General features: G+C 65.9%; 13 protein-coding genes. 6 read left to right on the forward strand and 7 right to left on the reverse strand.

Annotated features, from left to right (window positions below):
* Positions 1 to 34: 34 nt before the first annotated feature.
* From ACQY72_RS12545 to ACQY72_RS12555, 3 genes are all read right to left on the reverse strand, one after another.
* Complete coding sequence (locus ACQY72_RS12545) at positions 35 to 2,800, reverse strand: TonB-dependent receptor (protein WP_428153934.1); 2,766 nt, start codon at positions 2,798 to 2,800, stop codon at positions 35 to 37.
* A gap of 141 nt (positions 2,801 to 2,941) precedes the next feature.
* On the reverse strand, positions 2,942 to 4,777 hold the full coding sequence (locus ACQY72_RS12550) for a Ca2+-dependent phosphoinositide-specific phospholipase C (RefSeq protein WP_428153935.1): 1,836 nt from the start codon (positions 4,775 to 4,777) through the stop codon (positions 2,942 to 2,944).
* Positions 4,778 to 4,932: 155 nt separating this feature from the next.
* On the reverse strand, positions 4,933 to 5,307 hold the full coding sequence (locus ACQY72_RS12555; RefSeq protein WP_428153937.1) for a hypothetical protein: 375 nt from the start codon (positions 5,305 to 5,307) through the stop codon (positions 4,933 to 4,935).
* 217 nt (positions 5,308 to 5,524) lie between these two features.
* Between ACQY72_RS12555 and ACQY72_RS12560 the strand changes: the two genes are divergently transcribed.
* The 3 genes from ACQY72_RS12560 to ACQY72_RS12570 are packed head-to-tail and all read left to right on the forward strand — an operon-like array spanning position 5,525 to position 7,979.
* The gene (locus ACQY72_RS12560; RefSeq protein WP_428153938.1) at positions 5,525 to 5,860 is read left to right on the forward strand and encodes a hypothetical protein; all 336 of its coding nucleotides are present in this window, start codon (positions 5,525 to 5,527) and stop codon (positions 5,858 to 5,860) included.
* A complete protein-coding gene (locus ACQY72_RS12565) occupies positions 5,860 to 6,540 on the forward strand; it encodes a response regulator transcription factor (protein ID WP_159846531.1) in 681 nt (226 codons plus the stop codon). The genes ACQY72_RS12560 and ACQY72_RS12565 overlap by 1 nt, the downstream gene beginning before the upstream one ends.
* Positions 6,537 to 7,979, forward strand: a complete 1,443-nt coding sequence (locus ACQY72_RS12570) for a sensor histidine kinase (protein WP_428153939.1) — start codon at positions 6,537 to 6,539, stop codon at positions 7,977 to 7,979. The genes ACQY72_RS12565 and ACQY72_RS12570 overlap by 4 nt, the downstream gene beginning before the upstream one ends.
* Here the strand turns inward: ACQY72_RS12570 and ACQY72_RS12575 are convergent.
* Positions 7,976 to 8,671, reverse strand: coding sequence for a Crp/Fnr family transcriptional regulator (locus ACQY72_RS12575; protein WP_428153940.1), 696 nt, complete (start codon positions 8,669 to 8,671; stop codon positions 7,976 to 7,978). The genes ACQY72_RS12570 and ACQY72_RS12575 overlap by 4 nt on opposite strands.
* A 107-nt stretch (positions 8,672 to 8,778) precedes the next feature.
* A complete protein-coding gene (locus ACQY72_RS12580) occupies positions 8,779 to 8,979 on the reverse strand; it encodes a hypothetical protein (protein WP_428153941.1) in 201 nt (66 codons plus the stop codon).
* A 131-nt stretch (positions 8,980 to 9,110) separates the two neighbouring features.
* Between ACQY72_RS12580 and ACQY72_RS12585 the strand changes: the two genes are divergently transcribed.
* Together ACQY72_RS12585 and ACQY72_RS12590 are read left to right on the forward strand one after the other, a co-directional pair.
* Positions 9,111 to 9,992 (forward strand): DUF1206 domain-containing protein, encoded by an 882-nt coding sequence (locus tag ACQY72_RS12585; RefSeq protein ID WP_428153942.1) that lies wholly within the window; start codon positions 9,111 to 9,113, stop codon positions 9,990 to 9,992.
* A 65-nt stretch (positions 9,993 to 10,057) separates the two neighbouring features.
* The gene (locus ACQY72_RS12590; protein WP_428153943.1) at positions 10,058 to 10,714 is read left to right on the forward strand and encodes a DsbA family oxidoreductase; all 657 of its coding nucleotides are present in this window, start codon (positions 10,058 to 10,060) and stop codon (positions 10,712 to 10,714) included.
* A 179-nt stretch (positions 10,715 to 10,893) separates the two neighbouring features.
* Here the strand turns inward: ACQY72_RS12590 and ACQY72_RS12595 are convergent, their stop codons facing one another.
* Positions 10,894 to 11,790 (reverse strand): hypothetical protein, encoded by an 897-nt coding sequence (locus tag ACQY72_RS12595; RefSeq protein WP_428153944.1) that lies wholly within the window; start codon positions 11,788 to 11,790, stop codon positions 10,894 to 10,896.
* A 330-nt stretch (positions 11,791 to 12,120) separates the two neighbouring features.
* Complete coding sequence (locus tag ACQY72_RS12600; protein WP_428153946.1) at positions 12,121 to 12,804, reverse strand: AAA family ATPase; 684 nt, start codon at positions 12,802 to 12,804, stop codon at positions 12,121 to 12,123.
* Between the two features lie 180 nt (positions 12,805 to 12,984).
* Here ACQY72_RS12600 and ACQY72_RS12605 point away from each other — a divergent pair, with 180 nt between their 5' ends.
* Positions 12,985 to 14,955 (forward strand): BbrUII/HgiDII family restriction enzyme, encoded by a 1,971-nt coding sequence (locus tag ACQY72_RS12605; protein ID WP_428153947.1) that lies wholly within the window; start codon positions 12,985 to 12,987, stop codon positions 14,953 to 14,955.
* Position 14,956: the final 1 nt, after the last annotated feature.

Here is a 14,956-nt window from a genome sequence, read left to right on the forward strand (position 1 = left end):
ACAGTCAGGGCAGAGGTTCAGGTCCACGAACGGATCAGAACTCCATCCGCAGGCCCAGATTGATCCGGCGTCCCGACATTTCGTACATCGTGGGGAAGGACGGATCCATCGTGTAGCCCTTGGTCGCCTCGTCGGTGACGTTGATGCCTTCCAGGTTGATCTGGATGGCGTCGGTCACCCGGTAGCTGGCCGACAGATCGACCTGGCCGTAACCCTCGCGCCAGATCGGGTACATCTCGTAGCCGATGGCTTCGACGTATTTGTCCTTGAAGTTGTATGACGCCCGCGCCTGGAACCGGGCGTTCTCGTAGAAGAGGGTGACGTTGTAGGTGTTGTCGGCCAAGCCGACCGGCGGGGTGGGAATGCCCAGCTTCGACGTGCCGGTCAGCGAGCTGTCCAGAACGGTGTAGTTGGCGTTGATCCCGAACCCTTCCAGCGGCGCGTAGAACTGTCCGAACGGCACCACGGCGACCAGCTCGACCCCGCTGACCTCATAGGAGCCCGCCTCGTTGATCGGCTGATAGACGTCGAAGGTGTAGACGCCATCGATCGTGCCGTTGGCGTTGTATTTGGTCACGTTCGGCACCGTGCCCGTCAGGGCCTGACGCACCACGCCCTCGATCTCCTTCCAGAAATACGAGACCGCCAGCAGACCGCCGTCGCCCAGATATTGCTCCAACCCTACTTCCCACTGTTTGGCGTAGGTGGGCTTCAGGTTGGGGTTGCCGTCGGTGAAGCGGAACGAGTTGAAGCTGGCCGTGCGCTTGTAGGCCAGGTCGGTCAGGGCCGGACGGATCAGGGTCTCGGACGCCGCTGCGCGCAACACCAGGCTGTCGGTCAGTTCGGCCGTGACGTTCAGGCTGGGCAGGACCTTGTCATAGCCGCCGTCGCTGGAAATCGGCGCGGGTGTGAAGCCGGTCGTGCCGTTCGGGTTCTGGATCTGGTGATAGCCCGACGAGGTGATTGAGGTATCGACATAACGTGCCCCGCCGTTGACCGAGACGGGCACGGGACCGATGTCGAAGTTCAGGTCCGCCATGGCGTAGAGCGACAGGACCTTTTCCGACACTTCGTAGTAGTCGCCAGGCGTGAACGGCGTGGAGAAGCCGTCGTAGCGGAAGGTGCGCCGGGCATAGTCGTTCGACACCTGGCTCCAGTTCAGATCACGAATGCTGAAGGCGCCGCCGGGAACCAGGTCGCCGATCGGCGTCAGTTCGCTTTGCGACATCGGACGGTTCAGATAGTCGACGCGACCCGGCCCGGTCCCCTGGATGTTCAGGGCGCCGTACTGCCGCTCCTTGGACTTGTCGGTATAGCGCGCGCCGAACTGAACGCTGGTCAGGGCCGGGAAGAAATCCAGGCCCAGGTATTTGGTGAAGTCGATCTGGGCGGCGTATTTGTCGTCGGTGATCTGTTCCAGCGTCGTCTCATAGGCTTCGAACAGATAGCTCTGAGGCGAGTTGTACATGTCGATCGAGGCGGGGTTGGCGCTCTTGATCGTCTCGCCGCCGTCGGCGGTCCAGCGCGTCCGCGACGGCGCATAGGCGACGTGCTTCAGATTGGCGTAGTCCAGCGTTTTTTCGGCGCCGGAATAGCCGGCCAGGGCGTGCAGCTTCCAGCTGTCGCCGCTCCAGTTCAGCTCGGTCCCGAACTGGCGATAGTCGGTCTCGTTGATCTGCTCCTTGCTGAGCATCTCGTGCTGGGTGGCGGTGTAGGAGACGTCGCGCAGAACGACCATGCCGTAGTCGGCTAAAGTGGTCTTGTCGTAATCGTGGATGGTCTCAAGCGTCGAACGGCTGGAGGCCGAATAGGCGGCCGCATCATACTGGTCTTCGGTGGTCTCGTAGCGGCCGATCAGGGCGTCGAACGCCAGGCTGAAGTTGGCCGAGGGCCGGTATTGCAGCGAAAGAGAGCCGCCCCACTGGTCCTGGGTGTTCAGATAGGCGCGGTCGCCGACCTTGTCCTGGAAGATGATCCGGTCGGTCTCGGCTGCGTTGGCGCGGTTCTGGACGATGACGCCCGCGTCGCGCGCCAGGACGGCCTGAGCCTGGGTGCCTCGCGTGCCGCTGGCGCTGAGGAAACGCGTCAGGGGACGGAAGTTGATGCCCGATTCCGAGTCCGTGCGGTTGGTCCGGCGTGCGGTCGAGAAGGACACCAGCGCGCCCCAGTCGCCCCAGGTGTCGCTGGCCAGGAACGACAGTTTCGGATCGGTCTTTTCCGAGATGGAATTGTAGGCGCCCTCGGCCGCCGCCACGACGCGACGCCCCTCGTAGTCGAACGGACGCGCGGTCGAGATGTTGACCGAACCGGCGATGCCGCCTTCCTCGTCCGCCGCGCGCGGGGACTTCTGGACCGTGACCTGCTGGATGATTTCGGAGGCGAAGATGTCGAACTCGACATCGCGGCCGCCGCTGCCCGAGGCGGTCGCCAGGCCGTTGATGGAGACGAAGGTGAAGTCGCTGGGCAGGCCGCGCACCGAGACGCGCTGGCCCAGGCCCCTGTTGCGTTCGATGGTCACGCCGGGGATGCGCTGCAACGCCTCCGCCAGGTTCTGTTCGGGGAAGTTGGCCACGTCGGTCGCCACGATCGAATCGGAGAAGCCGACCGTCTTGCGCTTGATGTCGACGGCCTCTTCCAGGCTCCGGCGATAGCTGCCGGTGACGATGATCTCGTCGACCTGGGACACATCCGCCTGAGCCGGGGCCTGGGTCGAGACTTGATCGGCCGTTTGCGCGAAGGCGGCGAACGGCGAGACGGCCGCGACGACCAGCGCCGTCGTGCCGAGAATTCGGTTCTTCATTTGGACTACCCCCAGAGAGCTTGACGCGTTTCACCCGCGAAACACGTCGACCGGCCCATGGCGTCACGCCGGCCGATCTACCGCCCTCAACGACGGCGTCACCCCGCCCCTCAGCGTGTGACAGCCGATTTCATCCAATGTTCACGGCGCTGTCGCGTTCGACCCCGCAACCGGCTCAAGACGGGCCTTGGCGAGCGCCGCCTGCACCTCGGCGCGCGCCGCCTCCATGTCGCGGCGGAAAGTCTCCGAGCGCTGTTCGGCGCCATAGATGACCGCGCCCGACAGGATGCCGGCCTCGGCGGCGCTGTAGCTGTGCGAGCCGCAGACGAAGCGGCTTTCGGCGAACTCGCGACCGCGCGCATACAGGGCGTCGGCCCTCTGAGGCGCCAGTTCGGCCAGGATCATGGCGATGTGCATGCCGTGCGCCGAATGGCCCGACGGATAGTCGGGATTACCCGCCAGGTGATCGCTCTTGGCCTCGCAGATCGGTAAGTCCGTGCCGATGTAGGGGCGCTTGGTTCCCCAGTATTCCTTGGCCACGCCGACCACCGACCGGTCGTTGCCGGACCGGTCCAGCAGGGCCGTCAGCACCGGCGCCTGTTCCGGCGTCAGGCGCACGCCCAGCGCCTGGGCGAAATGGTCGTATTTGTCGCCCGAGACATCGGCGGTCGCCACGTCCCAGCGCGCCGTGCCCTGAAGCGCGCGGGTCTCGCGGAACACCCCGGCGTTGGCGATGTCGCGGGGCGAGCCCGACTCGGGCGGCGGGGCCAGCACCGTCGTCAGGTCCGGTCGGTCCGCCGGCGCCAGATAGCCGCGCATCGGCGCCCCCGGGATCATCTCGACCGCCAGTCCGTCGCACCGCGCCGCCGCGCGCACGGGATTGCACGCCGCCGCCTGGGCGCCCGGCAGACGCACCTCATAGGTCGCAAAGCGCGGATCGGCCCAATAGTAGTCGGTCGAGACATATTGCGCCCCGCTGGCGAAGGCGGCGGTGCGGCGCGCCACGTCGGCGGTCCTGGCCTCGACCGTGTCGGCGTCGGCGCGGGTGCGCACGATGAAGCCCTGGCGCACGGCCGCGCGGATGCGATCCTGCTGGGCCACTGGATCGTTCAGGGTCAGATAGGCGGCGGCGGGGCTCGCCTCGTCAGTGTTCACGAACATAGCCCGGCCCTGCAGCGACGGTCGTCCGGCCGAATAGGCCGCGACCTTCTCGGGGCTTTCGTCCAGGGCGAAGAAGACCTTGCCGCGCGCCTCGCCCACCGTCGGCCAGCCGCCCGCCAGCACGCCCTCGCGCAGGGTGGCGTGGTCGCCGCGCACCTGGTCCGGCGTGATCAGGCGATCGGCGTCGAACACCGCGCGGATCTCGGCGTCCAGCGCGTCCCAGGCCGCCGCGTCGAAGTCCATGGGCGCTGCGCCGCCCGGCATGGAGGCCCCACCTGTCTTGGCGTTCAGCATGATCAGGATCGGCGCGTGATCGGGATGGGCGGCCGACCAGTCGCGAACCTGGGTCAGACAGGCGACGAAGGTCAGGCAGGAACTGCGGAAATCCACGTCGGGCATATGCAGCACCTTCATACCCGGCCGCGCCATGGCGTCCTGGAAGCCTGCGCTTGTCGGCGCGCCCTGGCCTGCTCGACCCAGTGCCGAGGCCGGGCGCGTATAACGTCCGCCTTTGGGGTCGTTCAGCACGTCGATCTCCAGCTGACGCGCGCCGGCGTCCAGTTGTTCCGTCAACGGACGATGTGCATAGTCCAGCCCCGTCGCGCGCGGATCGGCCGCCGTCATCGCCGCCAGTTCCGCCTCGGGAATGGCCAGTTTGTAGCTGTTGTGGGTGCCGACCGAGGCGATGTCGTTCATCCGCAACGACCGATCCATCCAGACCCGCGCACAGGCGTCCCCGCCCGCTGCACCCACATCGGCGGCGGCCGGCTCGCAGGACGACGCGCCCAGAAGCAGGGCGATGACAAGAGCGCTCATGATCGATCTCCGGGGAGGACGCCGCTGGAAATCGCGCGTCCTTCAGACAACGACCGTGAACCACGCTTCCTCAACAGCGGCGTGACAGGCGCCGCGTGAACGCAAAAGGGCGCGACTTTTCGGCCGCGCCCTCAGGGCGTCAACGGGACGGGACCTCAGCCGCGACGGTGGTCGCGATCGTTGCGCTCGTTGCGGATCTGGGCCGACAGGCGGTCGAAGCGGCGGTCCAGATCCTGGCGCTCCCAGGCGGTCAGGCCGCCACGGCGGTAGTTGGCCTCCAGGCGCAGCAGGCTGTTGAACTCGCCGCGCAGGCGTGTGGCTTCGCGGCGGCCGAGCTGGCCGTTACGGACGCCCTGGTCGATGCGGCGGTCAAGGTTGGCCTGGCGGGCGTTGATCGACTGCCACGCGCCATAGCCGGCGTGCTGGGCGCCGTGATGCGGCGGGGCCGGGCGGTGATAGGACTGGGCCATGGACGGTGCGGCGACCGAGGCGGCGGCCAGGACCAGGGCGGGGACGATGAGCTTGCGCATGGCGATCTCCTCAAATGTTCTGCGGGTCGGGGTGACCAGCGATGAGGACAGTTGACCACCCGGCGACTGAGCCGGTTCTGAACAGCGACGATCAGGTTCGGTTCATCGGCATGACAAGGACGACAGGATCGGCGTTCGTCGGTTTGGCGCGAAGGTCGCTTTAAACTATACGACGTATTCAGCGCCCGTTCAGATGATTGGGCCTAGATCGGTCGCCATGTCCCGTAAACCCGCCAGCCTCATCGTCGCCCCGCCCGCCTTGGCTTTGGCCATGGCCCTGGCGTTCGCTCCCGTCATGACGACGCAGGCGGTCGCCCAGTCGCGCGACCCTGATCCACGCTCGCAGGATCGCGGCCCGCGCGTCAGCCCTGACGAGGCGCGTCGTCGCGGCGGCGAGGCCGGCGGCGGCCGACCCATCGACACCCAACCGCGCCGCGATGGCAATTACTCCGTCCTGGTCGAACGCGACGGCCGCGTGCGCGAGGTCGTGGTCGATGGCCAGACCGGGCAGGCACGCCCCGACAACAACAATCAACGTCGCAGGCCCAACTGATGCGCGTGCTTCTGGTCGAGGACGACGCGGACCTGTCGCGTCAGCTGAAGGCGGCGCTGGGCGACGCGGGCTATGCCGTGGACCACGCCCCGGACGGCGAGGAAGCCCATTATCTGGGCGAGAACGAACCCTATGACGTCATCGTCCTGGACCTGGGCCTGCCCAAGATCGACGGGGTGTCGGTGCTGGAGCGCTGGCGGCGCGAGGGCAAGGCGACGCCGGTCCTGATCCTGACGGCGCGCGGCTCGTGGTCGGACAAGGTGGCGGGCTTCGACGCCGGCGCCGACGACTATCTGACCAAGCCCTTCCATACCGAGGAGCTGCTGGCGCGCCTGCGGGCCCTGCTGCGCCGCTCGGCCGGCATCGCCTCTGCGACCCTGGCCTGTGGCGGCCTGCGGCTGGATCCGCGCGCGGCGCGGGCCAGTGTCAACGGCGAACCCCTGCGCCTGACCTCGCTGGAATACCGGCTGCTGCATTACATGATGATGCACCAGGGCCGGGTCATCAGCCGCACGGAGCTGGTCGAGCACCTGTACGATCAGGACTTCGACCGGGATTCCAACACCATCGAGGTCTTCATCGGGCGGGTGCGCAAGAAGGTCGGCTCCGACCGCATCGAGACCGTGCGCGGCTTGGGATACCGGCTGACGCCTCTGGCGGGCGAATCCGAAGCGGCGTGACCGGGCAGGCGGTTTCGAGCCGAAAGGATTGGGGACGCTGGTTCGGGCGGCCCGGCCGCTCGCTGACCCGACGGCTGATCTGGCTGGCCTCGGCCTGGATTCTGGTCGCCCTGGTGATCGCCGCCCTGGTCCTGACCCAGGCCTTCCAGGAATCGGCGCTGCGCCGCCTGGGCACCATGCTGAACGAGACCACGGAAGAGATCGTGGTCGCCGCCAGCCGCACGCCGCCCGGCGAGGTCGTGCCCCAGATTCAGGACGCCCGCACCCTGCGGCTGCTGTCGGGCAAATACTGGCAGATCATGGAGGTGCGGCCCGATGGGCGGCTGGTCAGCCTGGCCCGCTCCAACTCGCTGTGGAGCTATGACCTGACCCTGCCGGCCGATCTGCCCGACCGGCTGGATGCGGCGTTCGGGGACGTGATCACCTTCAACACCACCGGTCCCAAGGACGACGACGTGACGCGCGAGCCCCTGCGCGTCGCGGCCAGCATGAAGTCCATTCCCCGGCACGAACATCCGGTCATCTTCATCGCCGCCATCGACCGGTCCGAGGTCGATACGGATACGCGCCAGTTCGCCCGCGTGACCTGGACCGCGATGCTGATCCTGGGCCTGGGCCTGGTGTCGGCGGTCTTCATCCAGGTGCGGATCGGCCTGCGTCCCCTGTTCGACCTGCGCGACGAGATCGCCGACGTGCGCAAGGGCAAGTCGGCCCGGATCGGGCGATCCTATCCCCTGGAAATCCAGCCCCTGGCCGAACAGGTCAACCGTCTGCTGGATCATAACCAGGAGGTGGTGGAGCGTCAGCGCACCCACGTGGGCAACCTGGCCCATGCGTTGAAGACGCCGATCTCGGTCATGCTGGCCGAGGCCGGGACTACCCCGGGCGACCTGCCCGAACTGGTGCGGCGCCAGACCAAGGTCATGCAGGGCCAGGTCGATCACCACCTGCGCCGCGCCCGCGCCGCCGCCCGCGCCGCCCACGGCCTGGGCGAGACCACGCCCGTCGCCGAGGTGCTGGACGAGCTGGCGGTCATGATCGAACAGGTGTTCCGCGACAAGAACGTCGAGATCGACTGGCGCGCGCCCGACAGCCTGTCCTTCCTGGGCGAGCGTCAGGACCTGCAGGAAATCCTGGGCAATCTGATCGAGAACGCCGCCAAATTCTCCAAGCGCCGCGTGCGCGTCTCGGCGGGCGGCAGCGGCCTGGGCCAGATGATCCTGGTGGTCGAGGACGACGGGCCGGGCCTGCCGGCGGATCAGCGCGACACGGTCATGCAGCGCGGCGCGCGGCTGGACGAGAGCGCGCCGGGCTCGGGCCTGGGCCTGTCGATCGTGGACGACCTGACCCGCGCCTACGGCGGGCGGCTGAACCTGGCGGACAGCGACATGGGCGGGCTGAAGGCCGTGCTGGAACTGCCCGCCGCCCAGGCGGACTAGAGCGGGTCGCCGCCCCGGCGGTAGCATTCGCAGGCGGCCCGTTCGAGCGCCGCGCGATCCAGCACCGTGATCCGGCCGCGCGAATAGGCGATGGCCCCCGCCTTCTGAAGCCCCTGCGCCGCCTCGTTCACCGTGGTTCGCTGCGAACCCAGCATTGAGGCCAGATATTCCTGCGTCAGGTTCAGGGTGTCGCCCTCGACCCGGTCGTGACAGCGCAGCAGCCATTTGGCGAACCGCTGGCCCGCGTGGTGCAGGGCGTTGCAGGCGGTCAACTGCTCCAGTTCGCCCTGAAGCCGGGCCATATAGTCGCCGACGGCGTCGCGCACGCCCGGCCGCTGGGCCGACAGCGCTCGGAAACGGGCGGCGTCCACCCGCCGCGCCGTGCCGGCGACCTGGGCCACGCTGCGGGTGTGGGCGTGGTGTGGCACGACCGAGGCGACGATGCCCAGCACGCCCTCGCGCCCGATCATGACCGTCTCCACCGTCCGCCCGTCCTCCAGCACCGCCACCGACGAGCAGAAGCCGCTGTCGATGAAATGCAGGTGTTCGATGGCGTCGTCCGGTTCGTTGAACACATGCCCCAGGGCGAATTCGACGGGGACGGCGATCGCCAGCAGGGCGTCGCGGTCTTCGGGATTCAGGTCGTGGATCAACCGGTTGCCCGGCGGGAGGCTGCGCATGAGTTCGCGCATAAGGCGATCTGCTTCGCGCGTCTGTCGAAACTCGACACAGCGTAGCTGTATGCAGCTTCGGTTTCTGGGGAAAAGCCCTGATTTTACCGCGATATGTACGAAACCGATCAGCCGGCGTCGGCTGAGGGGCGCTCCAGCCGGGCCACCAGACGCTCGGCGTGATGAACCTCGACCCCGATGCAGGAGGCGTGGTCGGCCAGGCGCTTGCGGGCCGCCGCCACAGCGATGTCGTCGTCGGCCCCGTCGAAGAAGTCGAGCAGGGGGCGGCGGTCGGCCTCGTCGAAGAAATGAAACTCGTAGATGCGCAAGCGAACGGCTCCCAGACGGCGAACCTTAGCCTTGGGGTTGCGGGCCTGTCTGTCGGATGTCGACACAGCGCAGGTTCGGGAGCCTTTGCTGTGCGAGCGGCGTTAGGGAGCTTCTCGCCGCCGGGGATGCGATGACCGCCGCCAAGACCCTTCTCAGACGCGTCCCTGTCCTGCGGCGCCTGCCGCCGCTGGCGACGCTGGTCGAGTGGGCGGCGCGGGTCGGATACGGCGCGCGGGGCTTCGTCTATCTGTCGGCCGGGGCGCTGACCCTGCTGGCGGCGACCGACCGGATCGGCGAGGCCGTGGGGACCAGCGGGGCGGCGGGCTGGCTGGCGACCCAGCCCTTTGGCAAGGTGTGGCTGGTGCTGCTGGGGCTGGGCCTGTGGGCCTTTGTCGGCTGGCGGGTGCTGCAGGCGGTGTTCGACGCCGACCATGAGGGGACGGACCTGAAGGGCTGGCTGACGCGGGCGGGCCAGGCGGCCAGCGGCCTGTTCTACGGCGTGCTGGCGTCGGGGGTGTTCGAGTATCTGGACGAGTTCGGCGAGGCGACCAGCGCATCCTCCGCCCAGGCGGAGAGCGTCGCCGAGAATCAGGAGAAGGCGGCCGTTCTGCTGGGCCTGCCGTTCGGAGAGGCGCTGCTGATCGCGGCGGGGCTGGTGGTGCTGGGCGTCGGCGTCGGCAATATCGTGCGGGCGTTCCGGGACGACTTCGACGACGCCCTGGCCTGTCCCAAGGCCTTCTGCGGGACGGCGACGGCGCTGGCGCGGGCGGGCTATGGGGCGCGGGGGTTCGCCTATCTGCCGCTGGGGGTGTTCGTGGTGCTGGCGGGGCTGCATGCGCGCTCGGGCGAGGTGACGACGACGGCGGCGGCGCTGGACGCGCTGGAGGCCCAGCCGGGCGGGTCGTGGATCCTGGGGCTGACGGCGGCGGGGCTGATGGCCTTCGGCGCCTTCGCCTTCATGGAGGCGCGCTGGCGCAGGATCCGGCCGCCGCGCGATCTGAAGATCGGCTGAGGCTTGGCGTCGGGCTTGGCCTCCCTATATTCCAGCAACACTTGCTGTTCCAGAAGGCCCTCGCCATGACCAAGACCCTGAAGATCGACTTCGTTTCCGACGTGGTCTGCCCCTGGTGCGTCGTGGGCTTAGGCGGGCTGGAGACGGCGCTGGACGCCCTCAAGAGCGAGGGGATCGCCGCCGACATCGCGTTTCAGCCGTTCGAGCTGAACCCCCAGATCGCGCCCGAGGGCGAAAACATCGTCGAGCATATCGGCCGCAAATACGGCGCGAGCCCTGAGCAGTCCGCCGCCAACCGCGCCATGATCCGCGAGCGGGCGGGCGAGGTCGGCTTCGACATGCGGATGACCGACGACAGCCGCATCTGGAACACCTTCGACGCCCACCGCCTGCTGCACTGGGCGCACGAGACGGCGCCGGACAAGCAGAAGGCGCTGAAACAGGCGCTGTTCACCGCCCACTTCACCGACAACCGCAACCTGACCGACGCCGGCGTCCTGACCACGGCCGCGCAGGCCGCCGGGCTGGACCGGGCCGAGGCGGGCGAGGTGCTGGCCTCGGGCCGCTACGCCCAGGCCGTGCGAGCGTCGGAGGATCTGTGGCGGTCGCGCGGGATCACCTCGGTCCCCGCCGTGGTGGTGGAGGGCAAGTATCTGATCAGCGGCGGCCAGCCGGCGTCGGTGTTCGAAGAGGCGCTGAGGAAGATGGCGTCGGAGGTGTGAGCTTCACCTCCCCATCGGCGCAGGCCGATGGGGAGGACAGGCGGCGCGTGCGCCGCCAGGAGGGGGCGACCGGGTGTGCGACGGAAATACGGGTCATCCCGACGACCGAGTCGCCCCCTCCTGGTCGCTGGCGCGACCTGTCCTCCCCATTCGCCTTCGCGAAGGGGGAGGTGAGGATGTCACGGCGGGTCGGTTTCAGACTCTCCCTCTGCAAAAACACCGTCTGAACTGTGCAATTCGTCTGAAATCGGGGGCGGTTTCAGGTCGTCGAGCGCGTCAACTCGCGCCATCAGGGCGTCGCGGCCGGCGTAGTCGCCGGGGGTCAGGGCGGCGGCCTCCAGGGCGATGACGCCGATCTCTCGCGCGACGGCCGTGGCGCGTTCGGCCATGTCGGGTTCTTTCGGTTTGGGCTCGGGCTTCGGCGCGGGTGGGAGAGCAGGCGGCTCCGCCTCGCGCGCCAGGCGGGTCAGATCGGCGTGCAGCCGCACCCACCGCGCCGCCTCCATCGCGCGCCCGGCCTGGACCGCCCGACCCATCCGCACCAGGGCGTGGGCCGCCATCTCTGCAAAGTCGGGCAGGCCCTGCGCCGTCTCGAACGGCAGGTCGATCGGTTCATCCATAGGCAGGGGAGAGGGATCGTCCTGGTCCTCGCGCCGCCAGCCTTCGTCCCTGGCGCGGGCGCGGAAGGTGCTGACCCCCATGCCGTAACGGGCGCTGACCTCCTCGGCCGTGGCGCCCTCCAGATAGGCCTCGCCCGCCGCCTGCCAGGCCTCTTTCGACAGGCGGCGATAGCCGCGATTCCGGCCCCGGTCGGCGTCGCGCGCGACGGCGTCGCAGGCGGCGAGGGCCGGCGGGCGCAACAGATGCATCGGCAGGCCGTGCGTGCGCCAGAACCGCACCTCGGCCTCGGCCGAGCAGTCCAGGTGAAGCGCGTCGCGATACGCCTGTTCCAGACCCGCCGCGCGCAGGACGCGGATCTGATCCAGCCCCTGCTGCGTGGCCGCATCGTAAAGCGGGTCTCGCGGCCCATCGAACCCGCCGCCCTCGCCGTCGTCATAGGCCTGATCGTCGTGCATCCCGTCCCCCGGCTGTCGCCCACGCCCGATCCCAGGACGCGCCCCCAGTCTAAGGCCGTCCCGAACCGTGATAGGGTAGAGGCCGTCGATTTCCCGAAAGCCGAGGGATTTCAACGGGCCGGGAGGGGACGTCGTGTATAGGAAGAGGCGCTAGCTGTGCATCGGTCCCTCTCCCGTTGGGAGAGGGCTTGAGGCTCGCAGAGCGCAGCGATGCGTTAGCCGAAAGGGTGAGGGTTGTGCGTATGGGGCGAGGTCCGACCCTCACCCTTTCGCGTTTCCAATCGCTTCGCTCTCGGACGCTCAAGCCCTCTCCCAACGGGAGAGGGAAGCCTAGGCCCGCTTCTTGCGGGGCGCAGCCGGAGCGTCGGCGGCGGTGACCAGATGCCCCTTCCAGCCGGGCGGCGGCAGGAACTTGCCGGACTTCTCCTCGCGCGTGCCCGTCTTGGCGATCCGGGCGGCGTCGCGCAGGGCCTTGAGCGTGGTTTCGCGGTCGAAGATCGTGTTCATTTCGGACCCCGAATCCAGCCGTTCGGTCTCCTCGTCGCTACTCGCATAGACCTCCCACGAGTCCACCAGCGGTTTGTAGGCCGTCTCCTGATAGTCGAGGCTGAGCGCGAACCGGCGGCGCAGCGTGTCCTCCGGTATACCGTGACCGCCCTGGGCCACGCGGCGCGCCACGCGGTCGACGGAGAAGTCCGCCGAGGGCGGGCGCAGATAGATCAGTTCGACCCGGTATCCGGCGGCCTTGAACCGGCGGATGCGCGGAGCATGGGAGCGGGTGGCCAGGGTCGTCTCCAGCACCACGTCGGCCCGCTCGACGAACAGGGCGTCCAGCCGCTCCAGCACCAGCCGCCCCGCCGCCAGATCGCGCGCCGCGCCTTCGCCCGTCAGACCACGCGCCACCTCGTCCGGGTTCACGAACCGAAACGCCTCCGCCCGCTGACGCAGGAAGCGGTTGATGAAGGTGGTCTTGCCGGCGCCGTTCGGTCCGGCGAGGAGGACGAGGGTGGGCATTCGCGCAATCTAGCCGCGAGGGGTTGGCCTGTCACTTGGGTCGAGCGAGCCGGCGGGGGTATTTGAAGAGCCGTTGCGGGGAATGGCCGCCCAGATTTGATCTAGCCCGCAAGCTTCAGGTGTGGGGCGCGCCTTCCGTCCCACCTGCACACGTGCGAAGGTTGCGTAACTGGAGGGGCTATGACTGCACCGTATAAAATGACGCTCGACCTCAATGTCCTGCGTCACCTAGGATTCAACCTTTACAGCAACACCGCTGCGGTCCTGTCTGAGGTTGTGGCAAACGCATGGGACGCCGATGCGGAACATGTGTGGGTCGATATTTCGTCCGATAAAATCGTGATCCGCGACGACGGATCAGGCATGACCCGAGATCAGGTCAATGACAGGTATCTGACGGTCGGGTTCGAGCGAAGAAAACACATGCCTGCGGTAACCCCAAAACATGGCCGCAGGCCGATGGGACGAAAAGGCATCGGCAAGCTATCCCTCTTTTCAATAGCAGATCAAATCCTGGTGGAGACGTCAGTCGACGGCTCTCGTGACGCCCTACTGATGGATCGTCAGGAAATCGAGGCAGCGATTTCGGTTCGAAACTCGGCTTATGAGCCCGCGCCTCAGACGATCGATACGATCAACTTCGAACGCGGAACGCGTCTCACTCTAAGCGGCCTTCGCAAAAAAACGCACCTCACACCCAAAGCGTTGCGTCGGCGCTTGGCGCGCCGCTTTAGCGTGATAGGTGCCGAAAAGGGTTTCGATATTGTACTCGATGGGAAACCGATAAGCGTTGCTGATAGAGATTACTTCCACAAGGTACAGTACATATGGGTTTTTGGAGACCAAGATTATAGAACCCGCATCCTGTCTGAATGTAACAATCTTGAGCATCAAGTTTCGAGTGAAGGCATTCTTGAGGACGGAAATCAAATCAGAGGTTGGATTGCAACAGCGAAATCGACAGAAGATTTGCGGGATGACGACGGTGGCAGCCTGAACATGCTCACGGTGACTATGAGAGGTAAGGTCGCCGATGAGGACATACTGCCTAGTTTTGGAGAGGGAGGCGTGTACGGCCGATATGTGTTTGGCGAGATCGAGGCTGATTTTCTCGATGACGATAAACTCGAAGACATTGCGACATCCAGCAGGCAGTCGATTGTCGAGGATGACGAGCGATTTCGAGCGCTTCTGAAATTTGTCCGGAAATCACTCCGAACAATCAAGAACGAGTGGACTACGCTAAGGAACAAGAAAGGCACCGAGGAAGCTTCAGAACTACCCGCCATCAAGGCTTGGCTCGCAACACTCAAAGGCGATGACCAGTCCAGCGCGAAGGCATTTCTTGGGCATATAGCCGCACTGGTTCACGACGAAGGTGAGCGCCGACACATGTATGCGCAAGGCGTAGTTTCATTTGAGGTTCTTAGGCATCGTCGCGAGCTTAACATATTAAAAGATATAACCGACGATAACGGCGGTAAATTTAAGCAATTGCTTCGCACTGTAGATGAATACGAAGCGACGCTATATCACCAAATAGTAACCGAGCGTGTTGGCGTTATTAGGACTCTTGAGGAGAAGGTATCTATAAACGTCAAGGAGCATGTCATTAGGGACTATCTTTCGGACTATCCTTGGCTGCTCGACCCGACTTGGGAAAGATCAGCAGTCAAGGTTCAAACCGAAAAGGCGTTTAAAACTCTACTTATCGATGAGGCAGATAAACTCCTTACCAAGGAAGAGCAGGATGCGCGCCTTGATGTTTTGGTCATTCCATCATCGGGTCAATGGGCCATTATCGAACTTAAACGACCAGAAGTAAAAATCCGTTCTGCCGAACTATATACGCAAGTCCAAAAATATTGGAGAGCCACGAAAAAGGTTTTGAAACTGAAGAAGATAGAGGTTCCTGCCGAATTTGTTGTTGTTCTTGGATCTCTACCGATCGATTGGGAAGATGAGGAGCTCAGGTCGATGGAGGAGCAGAATTTAGCTAAGCTTAACGCCCGAGTCACTACCTTTGACGAGCTGCTCGAAACCGCTTTGGGAAGATATGCGGACTTCTTGGACGCGAACCGGGAGGCTAATCGGCTCAGCTCGTTGCTGAGCGAAATTTCACCGGAAACCTTCGGGATCGATAAGGTCTAAC

Source organism: Brevundimonas sp. (genome assembly GCF_965279155.1).
Taxonomy (GTDB): Bacteria; Pseudomonadota; Alphaproteobacteria; order Caulobacterales; family Caulobacteraceae; genus Brevundimonas.